General features: G+C 59.4%; 21 protein-coding genes. 10 read left to right on the top strand and 11 right to left on the bottom strand.

The window, feature by feature from the left end:
- The first annotated feature begins 147 nt into the window (after positions 1–147).
- The 4 genes from AC0IXS_RS08890 (at position 148) to AC0IXS_RS08875 (ending at position 4830) form a co-directional block, all read left to right on the top strand.
- Positions 148–537, top strand: coding sequence for a hypothetical protein (locus AC0IXS_RS08890; RefSeq protein ID WP_471824411.1), 390 nt, complete (start codon positions 148–150; stop codon positions 535–537).
- A gap of 275 nt (positions 538–812) precedes the next feature.
- On the top strand, positions 813–1961 hold the full coding sequence (locus tag AC0IXS_RS08885; RefSeq protein ID WP_471824409.1) for a M50 family metallopeptidase: 1149 nt from the start codon (positions 813–815) through the stop codon (positions 1959–1961).
- Positions 1962–2163: 202 nt separating this feature from the next.
- Positions 2164–3642 (top strand): calcium-binding protein, encoded by a 1479-nt coding sequence (locus tag AC0IXS_RS08880; RefSeq protein ID WP_471824407.1) that lies wholly within the window; start codon positions 2164–2166, stop codon positions 3640–3642.
- A 324-nt stretch (positions 3643–3966) separates the two neighbouring features.
- The gene (locus AC0IXS_RS08875) at positions 3967–4830 is read left to right on the top strand and encodes a DUF4087 domain-containing protein (protein WP_122421423.1); all 864 of its coding nucleotides are present in this window, start codon (positions 3967–3969) and stop codon (positions 4828–4830) included.
- Between the two features lie 83 nt (positions 4831–4913).
- Here AC0IXS_RS08875 and AC0IXS_RS08870 read toward each other — a convergent pair whose 3' ends face one another.
- Positions 4914–6437: a fumarate hydratase gene (locus tag AC0IXS_RS08870; RefSeq protein WP_122421422.1), complete on the bottom strand. Its 1524-nt coding sequence runs from the start codon at positions 6435–6437 to the stop codon at positions 4914–4916.
- Between the two features lie 179 nt (positions 6438–6616).
- Between AC0IXS_RS08870 and AC0IXS_RS08865 the strand changes: the two genes are divergently transcribed.
- Positions 6617–7555 carry an iron-sulfur-binding ferredoxin reductase gene (locus AC0IXS_RS08865; RefSeq protein WP_122613781.1) on the top strand — a complete coding sequence of 313 codons (939 nt, stop codon included), beginning with the start codon at positions 6617–6619 and terminating at the stop codon, positions 7553–7555.
- 153 nt (positions 7556–7708) lie between these two features.
- Here AC0IXS_RS08865 and pyk read toward each other — a convergent pair whose 3' ends face one another.
- On the bottom strand, positions 7709–9160 hold the full coding sequence (pyk, locus tag AC0IXS_RS08860; RefSeq protein ID WP_004881379.1) for a pyruvate kinase: 1452 nt from the start codon (positions 9158–9160) through the stop codon (positions 7709–7711).
- A gap of 176 nt (positions 9161–9336) precedes the next feature.
- Here pyk and AC0IXS_RS08855 point away from each other — a divergent pair, with 176 nt between their 5' ends.
- Together AC0IXS_RS08855 and AC0IXS_RS08850 are read left to right on the top strand one after the other, a co-directional pair.
- Complete coding sequence (locus tag AC0IXS_RS08855; protein WP_004881376.1) at positions 9337–9711, top strand: tetratricopeptide repeat protein; 375 nt, start codon at positions 9337–9339, stop codon at positions 9709–9711.
- A gap of 191 nt (positions 9712–9902) precedes the next feature.
- Positions 9903–10262 carry a PilZ domain-containing protein gene (locus AC0IXS_RS08850; RefSeq protein ID WP_122431880.1) on the top strand — a complete coding sequence of 120 codons (360 nt, stop codon included), beginning with the start codon at positions 9903–9905 and terminating at the stop codon, positions 10260–10262.
- Between the two features lie 24 nt (positions 10263–10286).
- Here the strand turns inward: AC0IXS_RS08850 and AC0IXS_RS08845 are convergent, their stop codons facing one another.
- From AC0IXS_RS08845 to AC0IXS_RS08820, 6 genes are read right to left on the bottom strand one after another with little or no spacing between them, the layout of a single operon-like run.
- A complete protein-coding gene (locus AC0IXS_RS08845) occupies positions 10287–11630 on the bottom strand; it encodes a DUF58 domain-containing protein (protein ID WP_471824404.1) in 1344 nt (447 codons plus the stop codon).
- Positions 11627–12682: an AAA family ATPase gene (locus AC0IXS_RS08840; RefSeq protein WP_122669035.1), complete on the bottom strand. Its 1056-nt coding sequence runs from the start codon at positions 12680–12682 to the stop codon at positions 11627–11629. The genes AC0IXS_RS08845 and AC0IXS_RS08840 overlap by 4 nt, the downstream gene beginning before the upstream one ends.
- On the bottom strand, positions 12679–13890 hold the full coding sequence (locus AC0IXS_RS08835) for a DUF4350 domain-containing protein (protein WP_471824402.1): 1212 nt from the start codon (positions 13888–13890) through the stop codon (positions 12679–12681). The genes AC0IXS_RS08840 and AC0IXS_RS08835 overlap by 4 nt, the downstream gene beginning before the upstream one ends.
- Complete coding sequence (locus AC0IXS_RS08830) at positions 13887–15476, bottom strand: DUF4129 domain-containing protein (protein WP_471824400.1); 1590 nt, start codon at positions 15474–15476, stop codon at positions 13887–13889. The genes AC0IXS_RS08835 and AC0IXS_RS08830 overlap by 4 nt, the downstream gene beginning before the upstream one ends.
- On the bottom strand, positions 15463–16443 hold the full coding sequence (locus AC0IXS_RS08825) for a stage II sporulation protein M (protein WP_057410393.1): 981 nt from the start codon (positions 16441–16443) through the stop codon (positions 15463–15465). The genes AC0IXS_RS08830 and AC0IXS_RS08825 overlap by 14 nt, the downstream gene beginning before the upstream one ends.
- Positions 16440–17165, bottom strand: coding sequence for an RDD family protein (locus tag AC0IXS_RS08820; protein WP_122438008.1), 726 nt, complete (start codon positions 17163–17165; stop codon positions 16440–16442). Before AC0IXS_RS08820 ends, AC0IXS_RS08825 begins: the two co-directional genes overlap by 4 nt.
- A 179-nt stretch (positions 17166–17344) precedes the next feature.
- On the opposite strand from AC0IXS_RS08820, the gene sbcB reads away from it, so the two are divergent.
- Positions 17345–18775, top strand: a complete 1431-nt coding sequence (gene sbcB, locus AC0IXS_RS08815) for an exodeoxyribonuclease I (protein WP_057410385.1) — start codon at positions 17345–17347, stop codon at positions 18773–18775.
- Positions 18776–18858: 83 nt separating this feature from the next.
- On the opposite strand, the gene mvaT is transcribed toward sbcB, so the two are convergent.
- The gene (gene mvaT, locus AC0IXS_RS08810) at positions 18859–19239 is read right to left on the bottom strand and encodes a histone-like nucleoid-structuring protein MvaT (protein WP_004881357.1); all 381 of its coding nucleotides are present in this window, start codon (positions 19237–19239) and stop codon (positions 18859–18861) included.
- 358 nt (positions 19240–19597) lie between these two features.
- On the opposite strand from mvaT, the gene purU reads away from it, so the two are divergent.
- Both purU and AC0IXS_RS08800 read left to right on the top strand, forming a co-directional pair.
- Positions 19598–20449 (top strand): formyltetrahydrofolate deformylase, encoded by an 852-nt coding sequence (gene purU, locus AC0IXS_RS08805; protein ID WP_004881355.1) that lies wholly within the window; start codon positions 19598–19600, stop codon positions 20447–20449.
- Positions 20450–20508: 59 nt separating this feature from the next.
- The gene (locus AC0IXS_RS08800) at positions 20509–20682 is read left to right on the top strand and encodes a hypothetical protein (protein ID WP_004881352.1); all 174 of its coding nucleotides are present in this window, start codon (positions 20509–20511) and stop codon (positions 20680–20682) included.
- Here the strand turns inward: AC0IXS_RS08800 and AC0IXS_RS08795 are convergent.
- Positions 20679–21464 (bottom strand): DUF2334 domain-containing protein, encoded by a 786-nt coding sequence (locus AC0IXS_RS08795; RefSeq protein ID WP_471824397.1) that lies wholly within the window; start codon positions 21462–21464, stop codon positions 20679–20681. The genes AC0IXS_RS08800 and AC0IXS_RS08795 overlap by 4 nt on opposite strands.
- On the bottom strand, positions 21457–22554 hold the full coding sequence (locus AC0IXS_RS08790; protein ID WP_471826210.1) for a glycosyltransferase family 4 protein: 1098 nt from the start codon (positions 22552–22554) through the stop codon (positions 21457–21459). The genes AC0IXS_RS08795 and AC0IXS_RS08790 overlap by 8 nt, the downstream gene beginning before the upstream one ends.
- Between the last annotated feature and the right edge of the window lie 90 nt (positions 22555–22644).

Here is a 22644-nt window from a genome sequence, read left to right as displayed (position 1 = left end):
AAACGTCTGGCACTGATTCAGGTGCGAAACCTTAATAACGTTGATCCGGTGTCAGATGATTTTTTCGTAGTACAGAGTGAGTAAACGATTCCAGATTCGTCGTAGCATGTATGCGCCCACCAACCCTCACAGGATATGAAGGTTTCCATGCGTCTGTTTTTCCCACTGGCCATAAGCCTGACCCTTATCGGCTGCGCTACGACTAAAACCGATATTCGCAATGAAGCAAAAATCAGCCAATACGATCCGGCCACCATGGCTCGCGTCCGCCTGATTACGGAGAACACTATTACTGGAGGCTACGTGAGTGGTCAGACCTGCGCGACATTCTTCAACTCCTTGCGTACCAAAACGCATGAGGAAGCTGGCTGGCAAGCTGCGCACGTTGACTCACCGGGTCTTTATCCTTTTCGTGCAACAGACACTCAGAACAGCGTGATCGGCATGCCTGCCAGCGAGGCGAGCAAAGCGATCAACAGTTCGTCCAGGGTGTTTGACGAGCATGTCGTTCTGGCTGGCAAGCCCCTTATCGCATAGATATATATGGGAAGATCGCAAATGTCATGCATCCCCGCGCCTGTCACGCTCATCCCTGAACCCGGCAAAAATTATGAGATGGAGTTTCAGATCATAAAATTCAGCACGTTCAAGGCCGGATGTGTGCTTGCTGTTCGCGAGCTCTCCGCTCAAGCCAATGCGACAGTTGAAACGCCACTGAGGCCACAGATTTGTGCCAATACGCTCTTTGGCTGGCAAACCTCGAATCCCAGGCCGTCACCTTGAAATGCCTCGCAACCCCAAGGAAGGATGTAATGGAAGTTAGCAAGACGCAGTTTGTTCTCAATAGCCTCATGCGCCTTCTGCAGGTGTTTTTGGGGCTGGCGGGCTGGATGGGCGCGGGATTGATTTTGGGACTGCACCTTCGCTCCGGTTTACAACCGTTTTTGTCAATGATATTGGCGTCGGGGTTAGGTGTCATAGCCATAGTGGTGCATGAAAGCGGTCATTACATAGGCGCCAGGCTGCACCGCATGCCGGTGTTGATGATGCGCTTTGCCGCTGTGGAAGTTCAGTTGCGGCGCCGGGATTGGAAGATTCGCTGGTCGCCGCAGCTAAAGGGTCGTCGCCTGGGCGGTTACGTAATGGCGGCGGCCAACCGGCAGCTTCCCCTGCGCAAGCAGATGCTATGGCTGGTGCTGATGGGGCCGTTGGCCAATTTGTTCACAGGCCTGATATCAGGAGGATTTGGCTGGCTCACCCAAGGGCTGATGTCAGCATTCTTCCTGGCGTTCGCCGTGCTTAACCTGAGCATGGCATTTGCCAATCTGGTGCCAACTTCCCGCATTCTGCCTAGCGACGGTTCACATCTCATTGCCTGGTGGCTTCATCGCGATGACCAGCGGGCTGAACTGGCTCCGATGCGCTTGTTGGCGATGTCAGTTGCAGGAGTGCCCTGTGAGCAACTGCCGGGTGCCGACCTCGCACAGTTGTCCCAAGGAGCGATGCCTCAACCGTTGATTGCCATCAGCTATCGGCTTAGCGCCTTGCTAAACCAAAGTAACTTCGAGGCGGCAACACAACTGGAACAGGATCTTGAGGCGTTGTTGCAGGAGTATGCGCAGTCACTCGAGGGTATGGGCACGCAGATCACGCTATTGCGCATTGAGTTCGCTTTCGTCCGGGCGTATCTGAATCGGGACGCCAAGCACTTGTGGGACGACTGGGCGAATAGCGATCTTGACTGGTATTGCCCTTGGCTGCGTCCACGCTGTTCGGCCTTGCGAGCGTTTTTGAATGGAGACCTGAACCTGGCTGAACATTATGTACAGCAGACACTGGCTGCTGCGAGTAACAGCGTAGTCGCCTCGATAAACCGTAGCGAGGCCCTTCTGGCGAACAGCATGCGAGCATTATCTGCAGTGGAACATAGCAAGGATCTCAAACTTGAGCTCGCACCATAGCCACAAACACTTGGTAGGTTCGCCAGTATTGATACTTACAAGCTTTCACGAAGGCCGTCTGGTGTTTGCAAACGCTTTTGGAGTCATACCGCGCTCACAAATTTGTCACCAGTCAGTCCCGATGGCCTTCGAACCATCCCGTCCTCCGCTCATCACACACCTGTCAGGTATTGACGGGCGATAACTTTCTGGAGCAATTCCGATGGCTGATAAGCGAAAGATTTTCTGGTACGGCACGGCGGGCGATAACGTTATCGAGAGCTTTTCCGGAGGCAATGACGTCATCTACGGCGGGGCGGGCTATGACTACATTGCCCCGGATAGGGGTGGCAACAATGTGATCATCGGTGGGGCTGGGCGCGATGATTTGGTCGCCAACGGCGCGACCGTCTTCCGGTATCTGTCGCTGGAAGATAGTTACCTGAGTGCCACTGGCAGCGATGAAAGTGTCGACTGGATCTCGGGCTTCAATTCGAACAGGGACCGGCTCGATCTCACGGCGCTAGGTTTCACGGGGTTGGGTGACGGCACGAACGGCACGCTCAAGGTCAGCACCGAGGGTGATTATGATCACACCTTCCTGAGAAGCTACGAGGCCGATGCAGACGGCAATACGTTCGTGCTGGAGTTTTTCGACTATGTGGACTTCAGCGCTGCGAACTTCCAGCGCCTGATTAGCGGCACCGATACGGCTGACGCGATCCTCGGGACATCGGCAGGTGTCGAAACGCTGATGGGTTATGCAGGCCGTGACACGCTGTCGGGCCTGGCTGGAGACGACCGTCTGGTGGGCGGAGCGGGTGGTGACACGCTGACGGGCGGGGAGGGGGCTGACGATTTCGTTTTCAGCGCGATCACGGACAGCGTTCACGCCACGTCAGGCATCCAGATGCGGGACCTGATCACTGATTTCAATGCAGCTCAGGGCGACATCATCGACCTGGCCGGTCTGAACTTCACGGGGCTGGGCAATGGTTACAACGGCACCTTGAGGGTCGAGCTCAATGCCGCTGGCACTCAGACGATTCTGAAATCAATGGAAACCGACGCCGCTGGCAATCGATTCGAAGTGTTGTTCAACGGCGACCTCACCTCCGATCTGAACCGCAACGCTTTCGACTTCGGCAATCCCACCGGGCCGAAAGTGGTCAACAGCCTGACGCAAGACAATCTGGATGTCGTCGGAACCGCCGGGAACGACACGCTCAATGGCGGTGACTACGATGATCAAATGGTCGGGTTTCAAGGCAACGACCGGATCAACGCCGGTTCTGGTGACGACGTGATAGTGGGCGGTTATGGCAAGGACACGATCAGTGGCGGTGCAGGCCGGGATATTTTCCTCTACTACAACGTCGAGGACAGTTACCGGACGGTAGATGGCAGTTATTCAGACCTGATTACCGACTTCGAAGACGGCGACGCCTTTTATATCCTCGATATAGGCCTGGAGCGTGACGGCAATGGTTACAACGGTACGTTGAAGGTTGAATACAACGAGGAACAGGACCGCACTTACCTGCGTTCCTTTGAAAGCAACGCCAAGGGCCAGCAGTTCCAGGTGGCGCTCAGTGGCAACCATCAAAACATCCCTTTCCTGTTTGACGGGTTGTACCTGGATGAGTCGCCCATTCATATCGTCGGGGTCAATCCGGCGAAGCCTCTGGATGTATTTGGCTGAATTGGAGCGTCTGTTTGACAACGATCATGTGGTAGGTCCGAGCGTACTGATCGTCGGCTAGTACAGGTTGATATCAGGGCGATAACATTTGACGGGACGTGATCGTCCTGATATCAGCTTTACAGACCTTGACTTACGCCGCTTTGAATTCTTGAACACACCTTACTCGAGTAATCCCTGAAGTCTCGTATTGCCAGGTGCGGTTGTGATGCGTAGGCAAGGTCTGGCTACAGAAAACATCCAACGTTCGATATGATCACCGCTTGGTCAAGCGGCCGACCCAAGACTGCGCGACTCTGCGACGATTTCAGACAAGGAAGTTCAATGCGGCGATTTTCATTATTTGCGCTGGTGCTCGCTCTTGCCGGTCTGGCCCTACCAGCTTACTCCGCTCAAAAAGTTGAGCGTCGCTGCGGCTGGTTCGAAAACCCGACGCCTGCGAACGTGACGCTCACTGACCGTGACGGCACTTGGGAAATTGCGACCCAAGGCGGTTATCAGGCCAGCGGTAACTGGCCGCAATTCAAACCTGATCAGTGGGTCCGCACTAATCGCAATTACGGCTACGGCTGTGGCTGCATGACCGCCACTGCAGACTCCGACATTCACCGTCTGGATAACCTCACAAAGGCCGTTGCGCGTCCTCTGGCTGCGTGCCGAAGCGATCCAACCTTGACTGAGCCAGAGAATCCGCTGGCCTCGATGTCGTCCGCTCAATCAGTCTCCAGGAAAGACATGGTCACTTACCGGGCCGAGGGCTTCAGCTTCAAACATCCGAAAGGCTGGAAGGTCAGCAGGGATAATGAATGCCTGAAACTGGATGAGCGGAATTTACCCGCCGATCAGGAATACACGCTCAAGCTATGTGTCCGGCACGGCACTTTGGAGCAGGCCGCCGACAGCTTGGCATTTTCTTTAGAGAATGGTGTCTGGAATCGCACCGGTGGTAAGGACTCGCCAAGTCCTGCGGATATCTTTGAAGGTCCGGAGTGGAGTGGAATGCAGGCGACTCAAACCTGTGGGGTTGTAGATGAAGACAACCGTTTCGACTCCAGAGGCGGTACTTGTCTGATGGCTGTTATTTATAACGCGAGCACTCAGTTGCTTTTCGACACGGTAGGCCATTACCAAGACTTTGACACAGTTGATGCAATCATTCGGTCGGTTCGGTTTGGTGAAAAGAAATAGACCGTTCCAACAGAGTGTTTGAGGATGAAATGAAAAACCCGGCTTTCGCCGGGTTTTTCATGTCTTGCTGTGCGCGGTACGACTTACTGCACTTCCACCGCCAGACTGTCGCTGATCTTCTTCTGCCAGATCGCGGGGCCGGTGATGTGGACGGACTCGCCGTTGCTGTCTACGGCAACGGTTACTGGCATGTCCTTGACCTCGAACTCGTAGATCGCTTCCATGCCCAGTTCGGCGAAGGCAACGACCCTGGATTTCTTGATCGCCTGGGCGACGAGGTAGGCGGCGCCGCCGACGGCCATGAGGTAGACGGCTTTATGGTCACGAATGGCTTCGATGGCGGTCGGGCCGCGCTCGGATTTGCCGATCATGCCCAGGAGGCCGGTCTGGTCGAGGATCTGACGGGTAAACTTGTCCATGCGCGTGGCAGTGGTCGGGCCCGCCGGGCCAACGACTTCTTCGCGCACCGGATCAACCGGGCCGACGTAGTAGATGAAGCGACCCTTGAGGTCGACCGGCAGGGTTTCGCCCTTGTTGAGCATTTCGACCATGCGCTTGTGCGCGGCGTCGCGGCCGGTGAGCATTTTGCCGTTGAGCAGGACGGTTTCGCCCGGCTTCCAGCTCTGCACGTCTTCCGGGGTCAGGGTGTCGAGGTTGACGCGGCGGGCCGATGGGCCGGCTTCCCAGACGATTTCCGGGTAGGCGTCCAGCGATGGCGCTTCCAGCGAGGCCGGGCCGGTGCCGTCGAGCACGAAGTGCGCGTGACGGGTGGCGGCGCAGTTAGGGATCATGCACACCGGCAGCGAGGCGGCGTGGGTCGGGTAGTCCATGATCTTGACGTCAAGTACGGTGGTCAGACCGCCCAGGCCCTGAGCGCCGATGCCCAGTTGGTTGACCTTCTCGAACAGCTCCAGACGCATCTCTTCGAGACGGTTCTGCGGGCCGCGGGCCTTGAGCTCGTGAATGTCGATGGATTCCATCAACACTTCCTTGGCCATGACCGCTGCCTTTTCGGCGGTGCCGCCGATGCCGATGCCGAGCATGCCCGGTGGGCACCAGCCCGCGCCCATGGTCGGTACGGTTTTCAGGACCCAGTCGACGATCGAGTCGGACGGGTTGAGCATCGCCATCTTCGATTTGTTTTCCGAACCGCCGCCCTTGGCCGCCACGTCCACTTCCACGGTGTTGCCCGGGACGATGGAATAGTGGATGACCGCAGGGGTGTTGTCCTTGGTGTTCTTGCGAGCACCGGCCGGGTCGGCCAGGATCGAGGCGCGCAGCACGTTTTCAGGCAGGTTGTAGGCGCGACGCACGCCTTCGTTGATCATGTCGTCCAGGCCCATGGTGGCGCCGTCCCAGCGTACGTCCATGCCGACGCGTACGAAAACGGTGACGATGCCGGTGTCCTGGCAGATCGGGCGATGACCGGTCGCGCACATGCGCGAGTTGATCAGGATCTGGGCGATGGAGTCGCGGGCGGCAGGCGACTCTTCACGCAGATACGCCTCGTGCATGGCCTGGATGAAATCCACGGGGTGGTAGTAGGAAATGAATTGCAGGGCGTCTGCAACGCTCTGAATCAGGTCGTCTTGCTTGATCACGGTCATGCGGCGCGCTCCTCTGTAAGGACGGGAACATTCAATTACGCTATCGGCGACAGTCGGGGACTGCGGCTTGAACCAGAGCTGTCAGGGTAGCCGTAGCGGGCGCAAAAAGGCGCGGCAGTATAACCCGCCCGACAGGCCAGTCTGTACAATCGCCGTTATTTTCTGCACGGGGCGCCTTGATGCCGCATTTGCACGTCGGTGACCGCAGTTGGGCGGTCAGCGAAGCCAGTAATCTGCTCGACGCCTTGAATCAGGCAGGTGTGTCTGTGCCTTACAGTTGCCGGGCAGGCAGTTGTCATGCGTGTCTGGTGCGCTGCGTGAAGGGCGATCCGCTCGACGCACTGCCACTGGCCCTGCCTGCTGACAAACGCCAGCAGGGTTGGCGCCTTGCGTGTCAGTGCAAGGTGGTTCAGGACCTGACCGTCGAAGTGTACGACCCGATGCAGGACGGTTTGCCTGCGACGGTGCAGAGTTGCGACTGGCTGAGCCCGACGGTGATGCGGTTGCGTCTGGAACCGGGCAAGCCGTTGCGGTATCGCGCGGGGCAGCATCAGGTGCTGTGGACGGAGCAGGGCGTGGCGCGGCCATACTCGCTGGCGAGCCTGCCGGGTGATGACGGGTTTCTGGAATTCCATCTGGATTGCCGACGCCCCGGTGCGTTTTGCGACCATGTGCGGCAATTGCAGGTGGGCGATGGTTTGAGGCTCGGCGAATTGCGCGGCGGGGCGTTGCGTTACGACCCGGACTGGCAGGACAAGCCTTTGCTGCTGTTGGCGGCGGGCACCGGGCTTGGGCCGTTGTGGGGAATCCTGCGCGAGGCGCTGCGTCAGGAACATCAGGGCGCGATTCGGTTGATTCATCTGGCGCATGACGAGCAGGAGCATTATCTGAAAGCCGAGTTGCAGGCGCTCGCTATCAGTTGCCCGAACCTGCAGGTTCAGCTGATCACTCAGGAAACGCTTCAGGATGCGCTGGCCGAGCTGCGCATGCTGTCTCGGCATGCCATGGCGCTGGTGTGCGGCAGTCCCGAAAGTGTCGAGGTGTTTGCCAAGCGGCTTTACCTGGCCGGGTTGCCACGTAATCAGTTGCTGGCGGATGTGTTTGTTCGGCGGGAGTGATGTGACGCGGAGCGTCACGGGCTGCATGCCGACGCAGAGCGTCGGCACGATCAGGACCAGAGACGCCTCTCGGGACGCTCCGCGTCCGCTTTCAAGGTTCACAAAAAAGCCCCGGCTCTCGCGAGTCGGGGCTTTTGGGTGTTGCGCTGGACGTCAGACCAATGGGTCGCCGACGTGCAGGATCTTCATACCGTTGGTGCCACCGATGGTGTGGTAGCTGTCGCCCTTGGTCAGGATGACCCAGTCGCCTTGCTCGACCAGACCGCGCTTGAGCAGCTCGTCAACGGCTGCCTGGCTGACCTGACCTGGCGGCAGGGCTGCAGGGTCGAACGGTACGGTGTAGACGCCACGGAACATCGCCGCGCGGGCCTGAGTGCCGCGGTGCGGGGAGAACGCGTAGATCGGTACCGAAGAGCGAATGCGCGACATGATCAGCGGGGTGTAGCCGCTTTCAGTCAGTGCAATGATCGCTTTCACGCCCGGGAAGTGGTTGGCGGTGTACATGGCCGCCAGCGCGATGCTTTCGTCACAACGGGTGAACGAGTGGCCGATGCGGTGGCTGGAGGTTTTGCCGGTCGGGTGCTTTTCAGCGCCGACGCAGATGCGCGCCATGGCCTGAACCGCTTCGATCGGGTAGGAACCTGCCGCACTTTCAGCCGACAGCATGACGGCGTCGGTGTAGTCGAGCACGGCGTTGGCCACGTCGGACACTTCAGCGCGGGTCGGCATGGGGCTGGAGATCATCGACTCCATCATCTGCGTCGCAACGATGACCGCCTTGTTGTGGCGACGGGCGTGCAGAATGATGCGTTTCTGAACGCCAACCAGTTCGGCGTCGCCGATTTCCACACCCAGGTCGCCACGGGCAACCATGACGGCGTCACTGGCGCGGATCAGTTCGTCGAGCACTTCGTCGTTGGCAACGGCTTCGGCGCGTTCGATCTTGGCGACCAGCCAGGCAGTACCACCGGATTCGTCACGCAGCTTGCGAGCGTATTCCATGTCGGCAGCGTCGCGCGGGAAAGAAACGGCCAGATAGTCCAGGTCCATTTCCGCAGCGAGTTTGATGTCCTGCTTGTCTTTTTCTGTCAGCGCAGGCGCTGTCAGGCCACCGCCGCGACGGTTGATGCCTTTGTGGTCCGACAGCGGGCCACCGATCAGGACGGTGCAGTGCAGTTCATCAGCGGTTTGAGTGTCGACGCGCATGACCACGCGACCGTCGTCGAGCAACAGCTCGTCGCCCACGCCGCAATCCTTGACCAGATCCGGGTAGTCGATACCCACGATCTGCTGGTTGCCACTGGTCAACGGGTGAGCGGTGGAGAAGGTGAACTTGTCACCCACTTTCAGCTCTATCCGCTTGTCGGTGAATTTGGCGATACGGATCTTGGGACCTTGCAGGTCGCCCAGCAGAGCGACGAAGCGCCCGTGTCTGGCGGCGATTTCACGGATCAGTTTGGCGCGAGCCTTGTGCTCATCCGGGGTGCCGTGGGAGAAGTTCAGACGAGCAACGTCAAGACCCGAGAGGATCAGTTGTTCGATGACTTCCGGCGAGTTGCTGGCAGGGCCAAGTGTGGCGACGATTTTGGTGCGGCGAACGGTCATGCACAAACTCCTTAATTGAAGCGCAGCGAGAGGCTACTCCTGTCTGTCTCTTTAGTCATTGTTCCTTTGCACTACCTTGCTGCTGGCAGGCAGGGCAATCGGCTGACGGCCGGTGCTCGATCGGCCTGAAGAAATTGGATGTCGAGCCGATAAATGGCAGAGAACAGGAGAGTCCCATGCGTATTGTAACGATTGTTGTATTACTGGCTGCGGTCAGCGGTTGCACCCGTTGGGCAATGAACTCCAATCTGGATCATGCCTACCGTGCTTATCAGGAAGGCGACTGCGATCGGGTGATGCTCGACCTGTCCAAGGTTGAACGTCAGAGTCGCGAGCGGCGTTACGTCCAGCCGGAGGTCTCGATGTTGCGCGGACAGTGCCTGGAGCGTCAGAAGCTTTACGTCGATGCGGCATCGACCTATCAGTTTCTGATGAACCAGTATCCGGCCAGTGAATACGCGTACCGCGCGAAGGCCCGGCTCGACACACTGGCGCAATTGGGCCACTACCCGGCGGCGCAACCCGCCAGAACGATTCCTGCCTCAAAATAATTACACCCGATTGGATGATTGGTGTCGTATACGGGTGGATGTTACAAAGATTTGCGCTAGGCTGACTGTCAAGGGAATGAAAGAGCCTAAGGCTCTGGTCTTAAGGAGTTCCTGCGGCACTGCCATTGTTGAACGCCGCAGGATCAAAGTTCTACGTGACCATGCTCACTGGTCTCTGAAGGCGGCCTGCCATGCTAAAAGAGCGAAAAATCGAACGACACCAATTGCAGGAATATCTTCAGGTTTTCAATAGACACACCGACCGACCACTCGGTTGTCTGGGTAACGTTTCAGAAGAGGGGCTGATGCTGATCAGCAGTATTCCTCTGCTGGTCGGTGCCAGGTTTGATTTGCGTGTGAAGATGCCCCGTAGTGAGGGGTTCAAGACCATCGACGTCAGCGCGACGTGCATGTGGTGTCATGAAGACGAGACACCCGGCTGCTATGACTCCGGCTTCGAGCTTTCCGAGATGTCCACGGACTATCTCGAGTTGGTTCGCATCCTGCGGCAGTATTTCTGTTTCTACCCCAGCCTCGAGGCTTCGGCCTGACAGGTCAGCAGTCGGAAGAGCGGGTCAGAGCGTTCCCGCTTTCTTCCAGCCAAGATAACGGGTCACCAATTGTGCGCCCAGTTCCCCTGGGCGCACGTCCACCACGTTGATGCCATGCGCGACCATTCGGTCGTGCAGCGTTGTGCGCGCGTTCAGAAAACTCACCGTTCCGCAGTAGCTCAGCGCTTCGTCATAGGTCTCGACGGGGGCCTGACGCAGACTGTCGAGCACTTCCTCGCGCAGGCTTGCAACCAGCACACGATGCCTGCGCCCCAGCTGATTGACCGCCGACAGCAGCTCATCGTCGTCTTCATCGCGCAGGTTGGTGATCAGAACCACCAGTGAGCGTCGCTTCTGTCGGGCCAGCAGATGGCGGGCGGCGGCGCTGTAGTCGGCGGGTCGCTGGGTGGTCTGCAGGTCGTAGACGGTATTGAGCAACAGGTTCAACTGACCGTGCCCCTTGACCGGCGACAGATAGCGGCCCTTGTCACCAGCGAAGGTCATCAGGCCGATGGCATCGCCCTGACGCAGCGCAACGTAACCGAGCAGCAGGCAGGCATTGAGTGCGTGATCGAAATGGGACAGGTCGCCGTCCTGGCTGCGCATGCGTCGTCCGCAGTCCAGCATGAACACGATCTGCTGGTCTCGCTCGTCCTGATATTCCCGCGCAATCGGTGAGCGCTGGCGGGCCGTGGCTTTCCAGTCGATCTGCCGCAGGCTGTCGCCTTCGCGAAATTCGCGCAACTGGTTGAATTCCAGTCCCAGGCCACGCCGCTGCGACTGCCGCACACCGATCTGGCTGAGCCAGTTGTCCACCGCCAGCAACTGACCGTCGTACAGCCGGGCAAAGTCCGGATAAACGCGGGTGCTTCCCGGCAGGTCGAGGCGACGTCGGCTGGACCACAGACGCAGGCCGCTGCGCAGCGCCAGCTCGCAACGTTCAAAGGTGAAATGGCCTCGCTTGATGGGCCGTATCCGATAGCCAAGTGTGGCCTTTGTCCGTCGAGGCACTTCGATGGATTGCGGCAGGTTTTCGGACTCCATTCCGGGGGGCAGGTGATCCATGACGCGTAATGTGAGTGCTGTACCGCCGTCGTGTTCGATGTCCAGTCGTATCTCGTTCCAGCGACTCAGGGCCAGACTGCCCGGCAGATGACGCTGCAAGCGAGGGGAGGGCTGGCGTGTCAGGCGAAATCCGTCGAAGACACTCACGCCCGCGAGCGCCAGCAAGGCGCCCCAATAAAGGGTGTCGAACTGCTTTGGATAGTCGATGCCCAGCGCACTGAGTACCCCCAGCAGTACGGCGGCGCCTGCAAGCGCACCCAGCCACTTCAGTAGCAGGGGCGACGGCCTCAATACCTGTTTCAAAGGCGCGGCGCCGGAACCTGATCGAGGATCTGCCTGAGCACCTGATCCACCGATAGCCCTTCAATGTCCAGCTCGGGCGACAGCCTCACACGGTGACGCAGCACCGCCAGAGCGCAGCCCTTGATGTCATCCGGGATGACGAATTCGCCGCCGCGCAGCAACGCCCTGGCCCGACCGCCACGCACCAGCGCGATGGAGGCCCGTGGGCCTGCGCCCAGGCTTAGCCCCGGCCAGGTACGGGTACTGCGGGCCAGTCTCACGGCGTAATCCAGCACCTGTTCGTCCAGCGGCAGATCACTGGCAATGCGTTGCAGCGCCTGCACTTCGCGGGCCTGCATGATCACCTTGAGCGGCCGTACATCGAGCATGTCGGCCCGGGTCGAGCGCGTGACCTGACGGACCATGTCCAGTTCTTCCTGCGCTTGCGGATAATCCATGCGCAGCTTGAGCATGAAGCGGTCCAGCTCGGCCTCGGGCAACGGATACGTGCCTTCCTGTTCGATGGGGTTCTGCGTGGCCAGCACCATGAACGGTTGCGCGATGGGCAATGCCCGGCCTTCCAGCGTGACCTGCCGCTCCTGCATGGCTTCGAGCAGCGCAGCCTGGGTCTTGGCCGGGGCGCGGTTGATTTCATCGGCCAACAGCAGGTTGGTGAAAATCGGGCCTTTGCGCAGCTTGAACTGTTCGGTCGGCAGGTCGTAGACCGCATGACCGGTCACGTCGCTGGGCATCAGGTCAGGCGTGAACTGAATGCGGGCGAATTCACAACCCAGGCAACTCGCCAGAGCGCGCACCAGCAGCGTCTTGCCCAGCCCCGGAACGCCTTCAAGCAGCACATGACCGCCACCGATCAGCGCCGTCAGCACATCATCGATGACGGCGTCCTGGCCGATCACCGCCTTGCGCAGTTCGGTGCGCAACACCTGGGCCAGATGACTGGCGCGCTGGCGTTGCTGGGCCTGCGTGCTGGCTGCGGTGCTGACGGCGGGTTCGGGGCTCGCCGCAACGACGGGGTCGATGCTGCCTGACGGTTCGGACGTTTGATCGCTCATAAGGCATTCCTGAGGGTTTGCAGGTGGGCCACCTGACGGGTGAAGTCGCTGTGGGAAAGGCGTTGCTTCGGTCGCGGACGCAACGCATCGCTGATGGCGCTGGTGGGCTGACGAGTCAGGCGGGACAGTACCTGCCACTGATCAGCGACGGCCAGTGCCTCAAAGCCCGGATGAAGCTGTCGGGCGCGCCGCAGGATGTCCTGCTGCAGGCTCTTCAAGAGCACGTCCTGTCCGCTGCGTCTGCGCAGGAACTCGGCGCTGGCACGCAGGTGCTCGGTCAGTTGACGCCGGGCCTGGGAGGCAGGCAAGCGGACGGGGCCTTCACGCAGGCCCACATGCCACAGCGTCAGGCCGATCAATATCGCGAACGCGGTCAGCGCAAGAGCGAAGTGACGCAGTATCAGACTCAGCAGGTTGTCATGTTCGGTTTGCAGCAGCAGGGTCACGTCACTGTCCTGGGTCAGGTACCACAGGAGCCAGGCGTTGTCGTATTTGCCGATCGAGCGGTTTTTCCACAGCTCCGCGTCGGTAAGCACAATAATCAGGCCCTTGCCATGACTCAGTTGCACCATGTGCGTGGCGTCGGCACTGTTGGCCCATGAATCGGCATGGTCCTCCGGGTCTTCCAGATGAAACGCCGGATCGAAACTCATGTAGGCCGGTGCGTCTTCATTTTCCAGATACAACCGCGTGAGTTCCGGCCACTTGGTTCTCTTTGTGGCGGGCGGTGACGCCATCAGCGGTATAGGGAGCGTGGGCCGGGCCTCATCGGAATCATCCTGTGCCTTGATGTCTTTCGAGAGGTATTGGCGAATCCCGATCCTGTCGAGCAGCAGGTCGCCGCTGCGGCCTTTCTGTTCGTCCCACAGTTGCTCGGCCACGAACAGCAGGTGTCCACCCGACTCGGCCCAGTTCAACAGGCGCTCGGTCTGTGCCGGGGTCATATTTTCACGGTCATCGAGCAACAGCAGCGTCTGTGGTCGTTGTTGCGTGTCGGGCAGGTCGGTGATCGCGCGGGTCATGTTGACCGGCACCGAGCGTTGCCGGAGAAAGTTGGCGGCGGCCAGATAGGGGTTGGCCCGGGCCTCCGGGGAAGGGCCCTGATCGACGGTTTTTTCGTAACGCTCCAGATGACTGGCCACGTACACGCCGACAACGAGCAGCAGGAGCAGCGCGAGCCCTGCGAGCCAGATGTTACGCCGACTCATGCCCTGGCCCCCGAACCGAACAGGCGACGCCAGCCGTCGCACAATTCCTGTTGCGACCGGGCAGGTGGCAGCCGATGGCCATAAGCAAGGTTCTGCCAATGGGTGGTCAGCGTCCGGCTGAATTCATCCAGTTGGGGTTGATCGAGTTGTGCGACGCGCTCCAGCACCTGTCCCTCGGTGTCGGCATTTTTCAATGGCAGGCGGTAATCGGTCAGCAGGCGATTGAGCAGGGCGCGATACAACAGACCCAACGCTTCGCGTGGCGAGTCGGCCCAAAGCCGTTCTGCACTGGTGGCGACATCGTCGGGCAGGCTTTCTGCGTTCACTTGCAGGCCGAACAATTGTTCTGGTGTTTCCCGGTGCAGCGATGTCGGACGCGGCGTGCGAGCGACGAAGGTGCCGAGCCAGGTGCGGTAACGCCAGATCAACAGGCCGATCAGCGTCAAGGCGACAGCCCAGAGCAGAACTTCCAGCAGGCTGGCCAGGGCGCTTGCCGCTGACAGCAGACGGTTGAGCCATTTGGCCAGCGCGCTGCCGTCGCTCCTCTCGGCGGAAGTCGTCGCCTTCTCATCCCGCTCGGGAAAGCGCCAGCCGGCTACCGTTTTGGGGTTTTTGAACGGCGGCGCCTGCAGAACTTTGTTGATCTCCTTGCGGGCGGCTTCGCTGGTGAGTTCCTGATGAGTGAGGCGGGGCGTGTCAGGTGCTGCACTGACAATGATCGGTTCCATCTGTGTGGAGTCGGGCAATGGACAGCTGTAGGTCGGTGAATCAGCCATGGCAGACTGTGGCGCCGCTGAGAACAGCAGTCCGGCACCGATCAGCAGCATATAGGCGGTGCCCATCAGGCGCTGGCGCAGTCGCCGGAAAGTCAGTTCGATGTCCCACGCTTCAAGCACGGTTCGACGATTGAGGTAGAGCGTAAAACCGCAGGCGACGTAGATGGGTTCCCACAGCACCAGCGCCAGTGCGTAAAACAGGTTGGTCAGGTGTTCCAGCCAGTTCCAGTCGTTCTCGGTGTCGACCAGACTCAGCCATTGCCAGTCGATTTCGATCTGTTGCGGGATGAACAGGTAGAACAGGATCATCAGGCCGATCCACAGCGAGTACTCCAGATGCACGCCCACCAGTGTCAGCAGGCGAGCCGCGCCCTGACCTTTCTGATTGAGCAGGTTGAGGCGGCGTGCGCGCTCGTCTCCGGCGAGGTTTTCCAACTGCTGCACCGGCAACTGAAAGCTGCGGGTCAGGCTCAGACGGCGCCAGAGCAGGCTGGGGAGTAGCTGGTTTTTCAGCGTGGCGGGCCAGGCTTTGAGTGCCTGTTTGAGTGTGGGCGTGTCCCCGAACAGCGCCTGTGACAGGATCATCAGCGGCAGGCGGTCGAAGGCCGGCTTGAGCCACCAGAACACAAACAGCGCAATCGAGGGATAGTCCCAGAGCAACAGGCTGAGCAGGGCGAACAGCGGCAGTGTGACAATCGCCCAACTGCTCATCAGCAACAGGCGATGTTCACGCACCATGAGGACGCCCAGGTCTATGGCTTCCCAGGAGGTGCGAGGGCGAATGGCGACGTTCGACTCAGTCAGGCGCATGGGAAGTCCGCCCGGCGAATGTCAGGTAGGCACCGACCAGCATCCAGAGCGCTGCGCCCACCAGATACTTGATGAGCGGCGTCGGCCAGGTCATTGATGACCAGTAGGCTTCGATGAAGGCGGCAATCAGCAGAAACAGCATTACTCCGCCAATCAATTGCACGCTGCCTTGCGCGGCCAGTCGCAACGCTTCGCCGCGTGTCAGCCTGCCGGGTGCTAGCAATGCCCAGCCCAGTTTCAGCCCGGCAGCCCCGGCCAGAGCAATGGCGGTGAGTTCGAACGCGCCGTGGCCGACCACGAACGACCAGAAGGTCTGGCCATAGCCGATGTCGGTCAGATGGCCTGCGACCGCTCCGATCATCAGCCCGTTGAAGAGCAGAAAGAACAGGCTGCCCAGCCCGAACAACAAGCCGCTGGCATAGGTTTGAAAGGCAATCCCTATGTTGTTCATGATGTAGTAGCCGAACATCATCCAGTCATCGTCGGAAGCGCGTTCCAGCGCCTGCCCGATGCGGCTGGCCTGTGGGTCGTACATGCTTTGCATGTCGCTCAGCTGTGCGGGGCTGACGATGCTGTAGATCAGGTCGGGGAAGCCGTACACCAGCAGGCCCATGCCCACGAGGCTGCCGAAAAACAGCAGGCTGGCGACCAGCACGAAGCGCCATTCGGCACGAACGGCTCTCGGGAAACCCGCCAGAATAAAGGTCAGGAACTGAGCGCCCAAAGCGCTGCGATGCCGGTAAAGCTGCTGGTGGCCGCGCATCGCCAGTTGATGAAGCGGATCGATGAGGTGGCTGCTGTAGCCGCGCTCCTGAGCCAGCGCCAGTTGGTGGCAGAGGCGTCGGTAGTCGGCAGGAAAGCGTTCGCTGGTCTTGGGATCGGGCTTGCCACGCTCCAGTGCGTTCAGGCAGTCCTCGAAGTGTTTCCACTCGGTTTGATGGCGGGCTTCGAACTGGGTCTGTTTCATGTCGCCCCCGTCAGACTGCGCGCGATGCCGTTGACCTGAGTGACGGCCTTGTCGGCTGACAAGTGCAACGGCTCGACCAGAATGGCGGCCAGTTCCTGCTTACGCGCTTCGGACAGGTCACCCTGGCGCTCGGCCAGACTCAGCACGGCGCGCTGTTCCTCCAGCTGCAAGGAGACCGGCACCACGTAGGGCTCGACCGCTGGCAGGGTGGGCCGCTGCACGGGCAGATCGGTATGAACCACCAGCGTTCCGGCCGCCAGATCACCGAGGCGCTTGAATCGGGGATGATTCAGACAACTGATGGCGCCCACGCTGTAGGCCAGAGGCAGCATGTCGACGAAACGCAGCAGGTTGCGGGTGAGCGAGGCGGCCCAGCCGATGGGTGTTCCATCGTCATTGACCACCCGCAGGCCCATGGCGCGCTTGCCGGGTGTCCGGCCCTGATCGAGGACTTCGAACAGCACCATGTACCACCAGTTGACCAGAAACAGCGCGATAGCGGCGAGCCCCATGCCGAACTTGTCGAACAGCTGAAGGATTAAAAACAGTACGCCGATGACTGCGGCACGAATGCCGAGGTCAATGCCGAACGCCAGCGAACGTACCACCAGACCCGCTGGGCGAAGGATCATGTCGATGCCTTCCGGGGTCTCGATGGCGATGCGGGTATCCAGCGGCGTCTGCTGCGCTGCAATCCCTTGCGAAGCGGGAGGAGATGGCATGGTGGGGAGGCGTTACCTGAAGGCGAGACCTGATGCTAGCTACCACTGCGGTGCTAAGCAACCGGCGTTGCTAAACAGTGCCTGTAAGAAAAAGTGTCGCAGGCCCGCAGCGTGTTCCGATTAGCCAATCGTCTGCTTCGCACCCTACACTTCAAGGGTCTCTTGTTCAGGATCAGCCCGTGACCTCCAGCATCTTCTGGTACGACTACGAAACCACCGGTATCAACCCGCGCAATGACCGCGCGCTGCAGATGGCCGGCATTCGTACCGATGCCGAACTCAATGAAATCGAACCGCCGGTCAACCTCTACTGCCAGCCCAGCGACGATATCCTGCCGCATCCCGCCGCGTGTGTGATAACCGGAATTACCCCGGCCACGCTGGCCGAAAAAGGCTTGTGCGAAGCGGACTTCATGACCCGGGTCCATGCCCAGCTCTCCGCTCCCGGGACCTGTGGTGCAGGCTACAACACGTTGCGTTTTGACGATGAAGTGACGCGTTACAGCCTGTATCGCAACTTTTTCGACCCGTATGCCCGTGAATGGCAGGGCGGCAACAGTCGCTGGGATTTGATCGATGTCGTGCGCGCGGCCTATGCGCTGCGCCCGGACGGCATCGTATGGCCCGAAGAAGACGGCCGCGTCACCCTCAAGCTCGAGCGCCTGACCGCCGCCAACGGTATTGAACATGGTCAGGCTCACGATGCCTTATCCGATGTGCGCGCCACCATTGCACTTGCGCGCCTGATTCGTGAGAAGCAACCCCGGCTGTACGATTATCTTTTTGCACTGCGCAGTAAGCAGAAGGTTCAGGATCAGATCCGTCTGATGCAACCGCTGGTGCATATTTCAGGACGCTTCTCTGCGGCCCGTCATTATCTGGGTGTCGTATTACCGCTGGCCTGGCATCCGCATAATCGCAATGCACTGATTGTGTACGATCTGCATCAGGATCCGTCACCGTTACTGGAGATGGACGTTGAAACACTCAAGCAGCGTTTATATACCCGCCACGACGCGCTGGGCGAAGGCGAGCTGCCGGTGCCGCTCAAACTATTGCATATAAATCGCTGCCCGGTGGTTGCCCCCATGAGCGTTTTGCGTACACAGGATCAAGAACGCTTGCAGCTCGACATGACCGGTTATGAGGCGAGGGTGGCTTCAGTGACTGAGGGCCTTGAAGTTTGGCAGGAGAAACTACGTGCTCTTTATGGCAAGGATCATTTCATCGCAAGTGAAGACCCTGAGCAGCAATTGTATGACGGATTTATCGGTGACCGTGATCGCCGTTTATGTGAACAAGTACGCGTTTCCGAGCCTGAGCAACTGGCACGTGATGCCTGGCCGTTTGATGATGCTCGCCTGCCTGAACTGTTATTTCGCTACCGGGCCCGTAACTTTCCGGAAACGCTCACTGCCGAAGAACAACTGCGCTGGCACCAATTCTGTCAGGCGCGCCTGAGCCACGCGGAATACGGGGCTCCGAATACTTTGCAGGATTTTACGAAGGCGCTGGTGGAGTTGTCGCTTAGTGCCACACCCGAGCAGCTGGCGATACTGAGGCAATGGCAGGATCACATTGAGTCGCTGCGCAGTAGGCTGAAAATATGATCGGAAAAATGTAGAAAGTGAACTATAAAAAAACGCCAGCAAGCTGGCGTTTTTCACGTCGCGGATAAAACGACCGTTGAAGCTTAGCCCAGCAGAGTGGCCCAGCTTTCAACCTCGTCACCGCCCCACTTGGCTTTCCACTCTTTCAGCGTCTTGTGGTTGCCACCTTTGGTTTCGATGACTTCGCCGTTGTGCGGGTTCTTGTACTGCTTGACCTTGCGGGCACGCTTGGTGCCGGTAGTTTTCACTGCGCCGCCACGAGGTGCCTTGTTGACCTTGGAGTCCGGATCCAGCAGAGCAATGATGTCACGCAGCGATTTTTGATATTCGCCCATCAGGGTGCGCAGTTTGCCTTCGAATTCCAGCTCGGTTTGCAGTTTGCCGTCTTGCGACAGGTTGTTCAAACGGGCTTGCAGTTCTTTGATGGCTTCTTCTGTGGCGCGGTATTCGTTGATCAGGGACATGAGGGGGACCTTATGTTGTGAAGGGTGACAGGGATACAGTGACGCAATAATAGTCAGAGGCACTGAGCAAGTAAACATTAAATAAAAGTTTTATTTGAATTATTTAGAAATATACACCGGTCCTACAGACGTGGGAACTAGATCGGTGCGCTGAACCCGACTAAATAGGGTCGCTATAAAGCCCTCATTAAATACCGGTTTTTTATAGGAGCGTCCGCGGGCATCTTGATACTGGCACGGTGCAATCTTTTTCCATCGACGGCCTGCCCCGGCGCCTGAATTCAGGCAACAGAGATACTGCAGTTTTCCTGCGCAGTCGCTAGAATAGCGCCTTTGCGAAGTTCTGGAGTTTCCCCTAATGCGCACTTTTCGTCTGGTGATTGCTTGCCCGGACCGCGTCGGCATCGTTGCCAAAGTCAGTAACTTTCTGGCGTCCCATAACGGCTGGATCACCGAAGCGAGCCATCATTCGGATAATCTCAGCGGCTGGTTCTTCATGCGTCACGAGATTCGTGCCGATACATTGCCGTTCGATCTGGATGGGTTTCGCGAGGCGTTCACGCCGATTGCGCAAGAGTTCGAGATGGACTGGCGCATCACCGACTCGGCTCAGAAGAAGCGTGTGGTACTCATGGCCAGTCGCGAATCGCACTGCCTGGCGGACCTGCTGCACCGCTGGCACAGTGATGAACTCGACTGCGACATCGCCTGTGTGATCTCCAATCATCAGGACCTGCGCAGCATGGTCGAGTGGCACGACATTCCTTATTACCACGTGCCGGTCGATCCCAAGGACAAGGAACCGGCGTTCGCCGAAGTCTCCCGTCTGGTCGGCCAGCATCAGGCCGACGTCGTCGTTCTGGCGCGCTACATGCAAATCCTGCCGCCTCAGCTGTGCCGCGAATACGCCCATCAGGTGATCAACATTCACCACAGCTTCCTGCCGTCGTTCGTCGGTGCCAAGCCTTATCATCAGGCATCGCTGCGCGGCGTCAAACTGATCGGCGCAACGTGCCATTACGTGACCGAAGAGCTGGACGCAGGTCCTATCATCGAGCAGGACGTGGTACGCGTCAGCCATCGCGATAGCATCGAAAACATGGTGCGTTTCGGCCGTGACGTGGAAAAAATGGTGCTGGCGCGTGGTCTGCGTGCGCACCTCGAGGACCGCGTACTGGTTCACGACAACAAGACAGTCGTCTTCGACTGATCCGTTGTGGCAGGATCGCCCATGCGGCGCTCCTGCCAACCTCCCAGGCGGACATCTTCATGACCGACCCTCTCGACAAAGCCACATCAACTGCTCCGGCCACTCTGGGCGAGGGCTGTCTGAGTCGTTACGACCCGGATGCGCTGACGCCTGACAACGGCACCGAGTTCGAAGGCGCGGCAGAGCTGTGGCGCGAACTGCAGCAGGACGCCGAAAAGCCGACGCCACCCTAGCGGTCTGCGCTTCTTGCCAACCCTGAGCTTTCCAGCCATTGGATCTTGGTCATGGGCTGTCTGCCGTCCTCCAGCAGGCGCATGAGCAGTTCAAACCAATAGTCGCGTGAAGACCTGTGCAGCATGTCGACAGGATGCAGGCCCAGGCGGATGGTCGATGCATCGCGCAGCCGATGTTCCTTGAAATCACTGTAAAGCTTCGACGCTGTGCGACGCCAGGCGCTGCGTGCGCTCCAGACCATGCCTGGCGCGTCGATCGGTGTGAAGTCAGGCAGTCTGAACAGGTGTTGCGGGTCGCTGGTGTAACTGAGCGGCAATTGGCGCAACGCTTCGCGAGTGCCTTGGCTCATCAGCCAGGCGGGCGCAACAAAACCGTGAAGCGGCCAGTTCTGACGGCGAAACACTTCAACGCCTGCTTTCAGACGTGCCAGCGCCTGTTGCGAATTCAAACCATAGAACTCGCCTTCCCACGTGTAGATGCGCCGCATGAAGTAGTCGCGCAGGGTTCGTGGCGCCGGGCAGTCGTCGCAATGGTAATAACCGTGCAGCGCCAACTCGTCGCCGCGTTCCAGGCGTTCATCCATCCGCTGCTGAAAAACCGTGTCGTCGCCCAGCGGGCGGCGTCGGTGAAAATCCGGCACCACCAGCCAGGTCATTCTGACAGTGCCCAGCTTGTCCACTGCTGCGACAAATGGTTCGTACATCGGCCAGCTGTGAGGGGCGACGTCGTGCAGCACCAGCAGCACACTGCGTTCTGATGCGGCGTGAGAGCACTCAGCCATGGGCGACGGCCGAGAACCGGTTTCCCAGCACCGCCTGATAATGGTCGAGCAGCCCGGTCACCACCACGTCCCAGCTGTAGTGCTCTTCCACGTAGCGTCTGGAAGCCAGGCCCATGGCATGGGCGTCATGGCAGAACAACGCTTTCACGGCATCTGCCATGGCTCTGGCGTCGTTCGCTTCGCACAGCCATCCACAGTGTCCGGGAACGATTTCGGTGAATGCTCCGGCCGCGACGGCGACGACCGGGGTTCCGCATGCCATGGCTTCAAGCACCACCAGCCCGAAGGTTTCCTGATCGCCTGCATGAACCAGTGCGTCGGCACTTGCCAGCAGGCGGGCCAGATTCGTGGCCTTGCAGAAGCGATTGATCACCGTAACGTTGTCCGGCACGCTCATGGGCATGTGCGAGCCCACCAGCAGCAGGTGATAGCGCGGGCCCAGCTGTTTCATGCATGCAAGCAGCACCGGCAGGTTTTTCTCTTTTGAGCCACGCCCGGCGAAAATCAGCAGATGGGTGTCTTCGCGCAGACCCAGTTCGGCTTTCAGACTATCGTCCCGGCGCTCCGGATTGAAGATCTGCAGGTCCACGCCAAGGGGTTGTACATGCACGTTTTCCACGCCCATGCCGATCAGCTTGTCGGCCATGACCTGGCTGGGCGCAAGCACTCTGTCGAAGTTGCTGTAGAGCTTGCTGATATAAGCCTGAGCGCTCATGCCCATCCAGTTGCCCATGCGGTTGCTTACCAGCAGCGGAAGGTCTGAGTGGTAGAAGCCGATGACCGGCGCGTCCAGATACCGACGGGCGTCGAGGGCGGCCCAGGCGGTCAGATAAGGATCGCCTGCCTCGATCAGGTCGGGTTGCAGGTTGTGCAGCATCTTGCGCCACGGGGCGACCCGAATCGGAAACCGGTAGCCATTGCTGAAGGGCAGGGCTGGGGCCGGAACACTGTAGATGCCGTCGGCGTGGGCCGGACGCGCACCGGGCACCAGCAGGCTGTGGCGCACGCCGGGGCGGCGCCCCAGGCGTGGGTGTTTGGCATCGAGATAGGTGCGTACGCCGCCGCTGGCCGGGGCGTAGAACATCGTCATGTCGGCAATGTGCACAGCAACATTCCTCCGCTCTGAGGTCGTCCTTTCTTGACCTCCTTGAAGAATAGTTGTTCGGTCGGGATTCACCGC

This window comes from Pseudomonas sp. AC016, from assembly GCF_979253365.1.
This window is presented reverse-complemented; position numbering and strand designations above follow the sequence as displayed.

Coding starts and splice junctions, on each gene's coding strand:
- AC0IXS_RS08795 (WP_471824397.1), bottom strand. CDS start 21,464: ATGGCTGAGTGCTCTCACGCCGCATCAGAACGCAGTGTGCTGCTGGTG.
- AC0IXS_RS08890 (WP_471824411.1), top strand. CDS start 148: ATGCGTCTGTTTTTCCCACTGGCCATAAGCCTGACCCTTATCGGCTGC.
- AC0IXS_RS08850 (WP_122431880.1), top strand. CDS start 9,903: ATGCTAAAAGAGCGAAAAATCGAACGACACCAATTGCAGGAATATCTT.
- AC0IXS_RS08820 (WP_122438008.1), bottom strand. CDS start 17,165: ATGCCATCTCCTCCCGCTTCGCAAGGGATTGCAGCGCAGCAGACGCCG.
- AC0IXS_RS08800 (WP_004881352.1), top strand. CDS start 20,509: ATGACCGACCCTCTCGACAAAGCCACATCAACTGCTCCGGCCACTCTG.
- AC0IXS_RS08830 (WP_471824400.1), bottom strand. CDS start 15,476: ATGCGCCTGACTGAGTCGAACGTCGCCATTCGCCCTCGCACCTCCTGG.
- AC0IXS_RS08885 (WP_471824409.1), top strand. CDS start 813: ATGGAAGTTAGCAAGACGCAGTTTGTTCTCAATAGCCTCATGCGCCTT.
- mvaT (WP_004881357.1), bottom strand. CDS start 19,239: ATGTCCCTGATCAACGAATACCGCGCCACAGAAGAAGCCATCAAAGAA.
- AC0IXS_RS08855 (WP_004881376.1), top strand. CDS start 9,337: ATGCGTATTGTAACGATTGTTGTATTACTGGCTGCGGTCAGCGGTTGC.
- AC0IXS_RS08880 (WP_471824407.1), top strand. CDS start 2,164: ATGGCTGATAAGCGAAAGATTTTCTGGTACGGCACGGCGGGCGATAAC.
- AC0IXS_RS08835 (WP_471824402.1), bottom strand. CDS start 13,890: ATGAGTCGGCGTAACATCTGGCTCGCAGGGCTCGCGCTGCTCCTGCTG.
- AC0IXS_RS08870 (WP_122421422.1), bottom strand. CDS start 6,437: ATGACCGTGATCAAGCAAGACGACCTGATTCAGAGCGTTGCAGACGCC.
- AC0IXS_RS08790 (WP_471826210.1), bottom strand. CDS start 22,554: ATGACGATGTTCTACGCCCCGGCCAGCGGCGGCGTACGCACCTATCTC.
- AC0IXS_RS08865 (WP_122613781.1), top strand. CDS start 6,617: ATGCCGCATTTGCACGTCGGTGACCGCAGTTGGGCGGTCAGCGAAGCC.
- purU (WP_004881355.1), top strand. CDS start 19,598: ATGCGCACTTTTCGTCTGGTGATTGCTTGCCCGGACCGCGTCGGCATC.
- AC0IXS_RS08840 (WP_122669035.1), bottom strand. CDS start 12,682: ATGAGCGATCAAACGTCCGAACCGTCAGGCAGCATCGACCCCGTCGTT.
- AC0IXS_RS08825 (WP_057410393.1), bottom strand. CDS start 16,443: ATGAAACAGACCCAGTTCGAAGCCCGCCATCAAACCGAGTGGAAACAC.
- pyk (WP_004881379.1), bottom strand. CDS start 9,160: ATGACCGTTCGCCGCACCAAAATCGTCGCCACACTTGGCCCTGCCAGC.
- AC0IXS_RS08875 (WP_122421423.1), top strand. CDS start 3,967: ATGCGGCGATTTTCATTATTTGCGCTGGTGCTCGCTCTTGCCGGTCTG.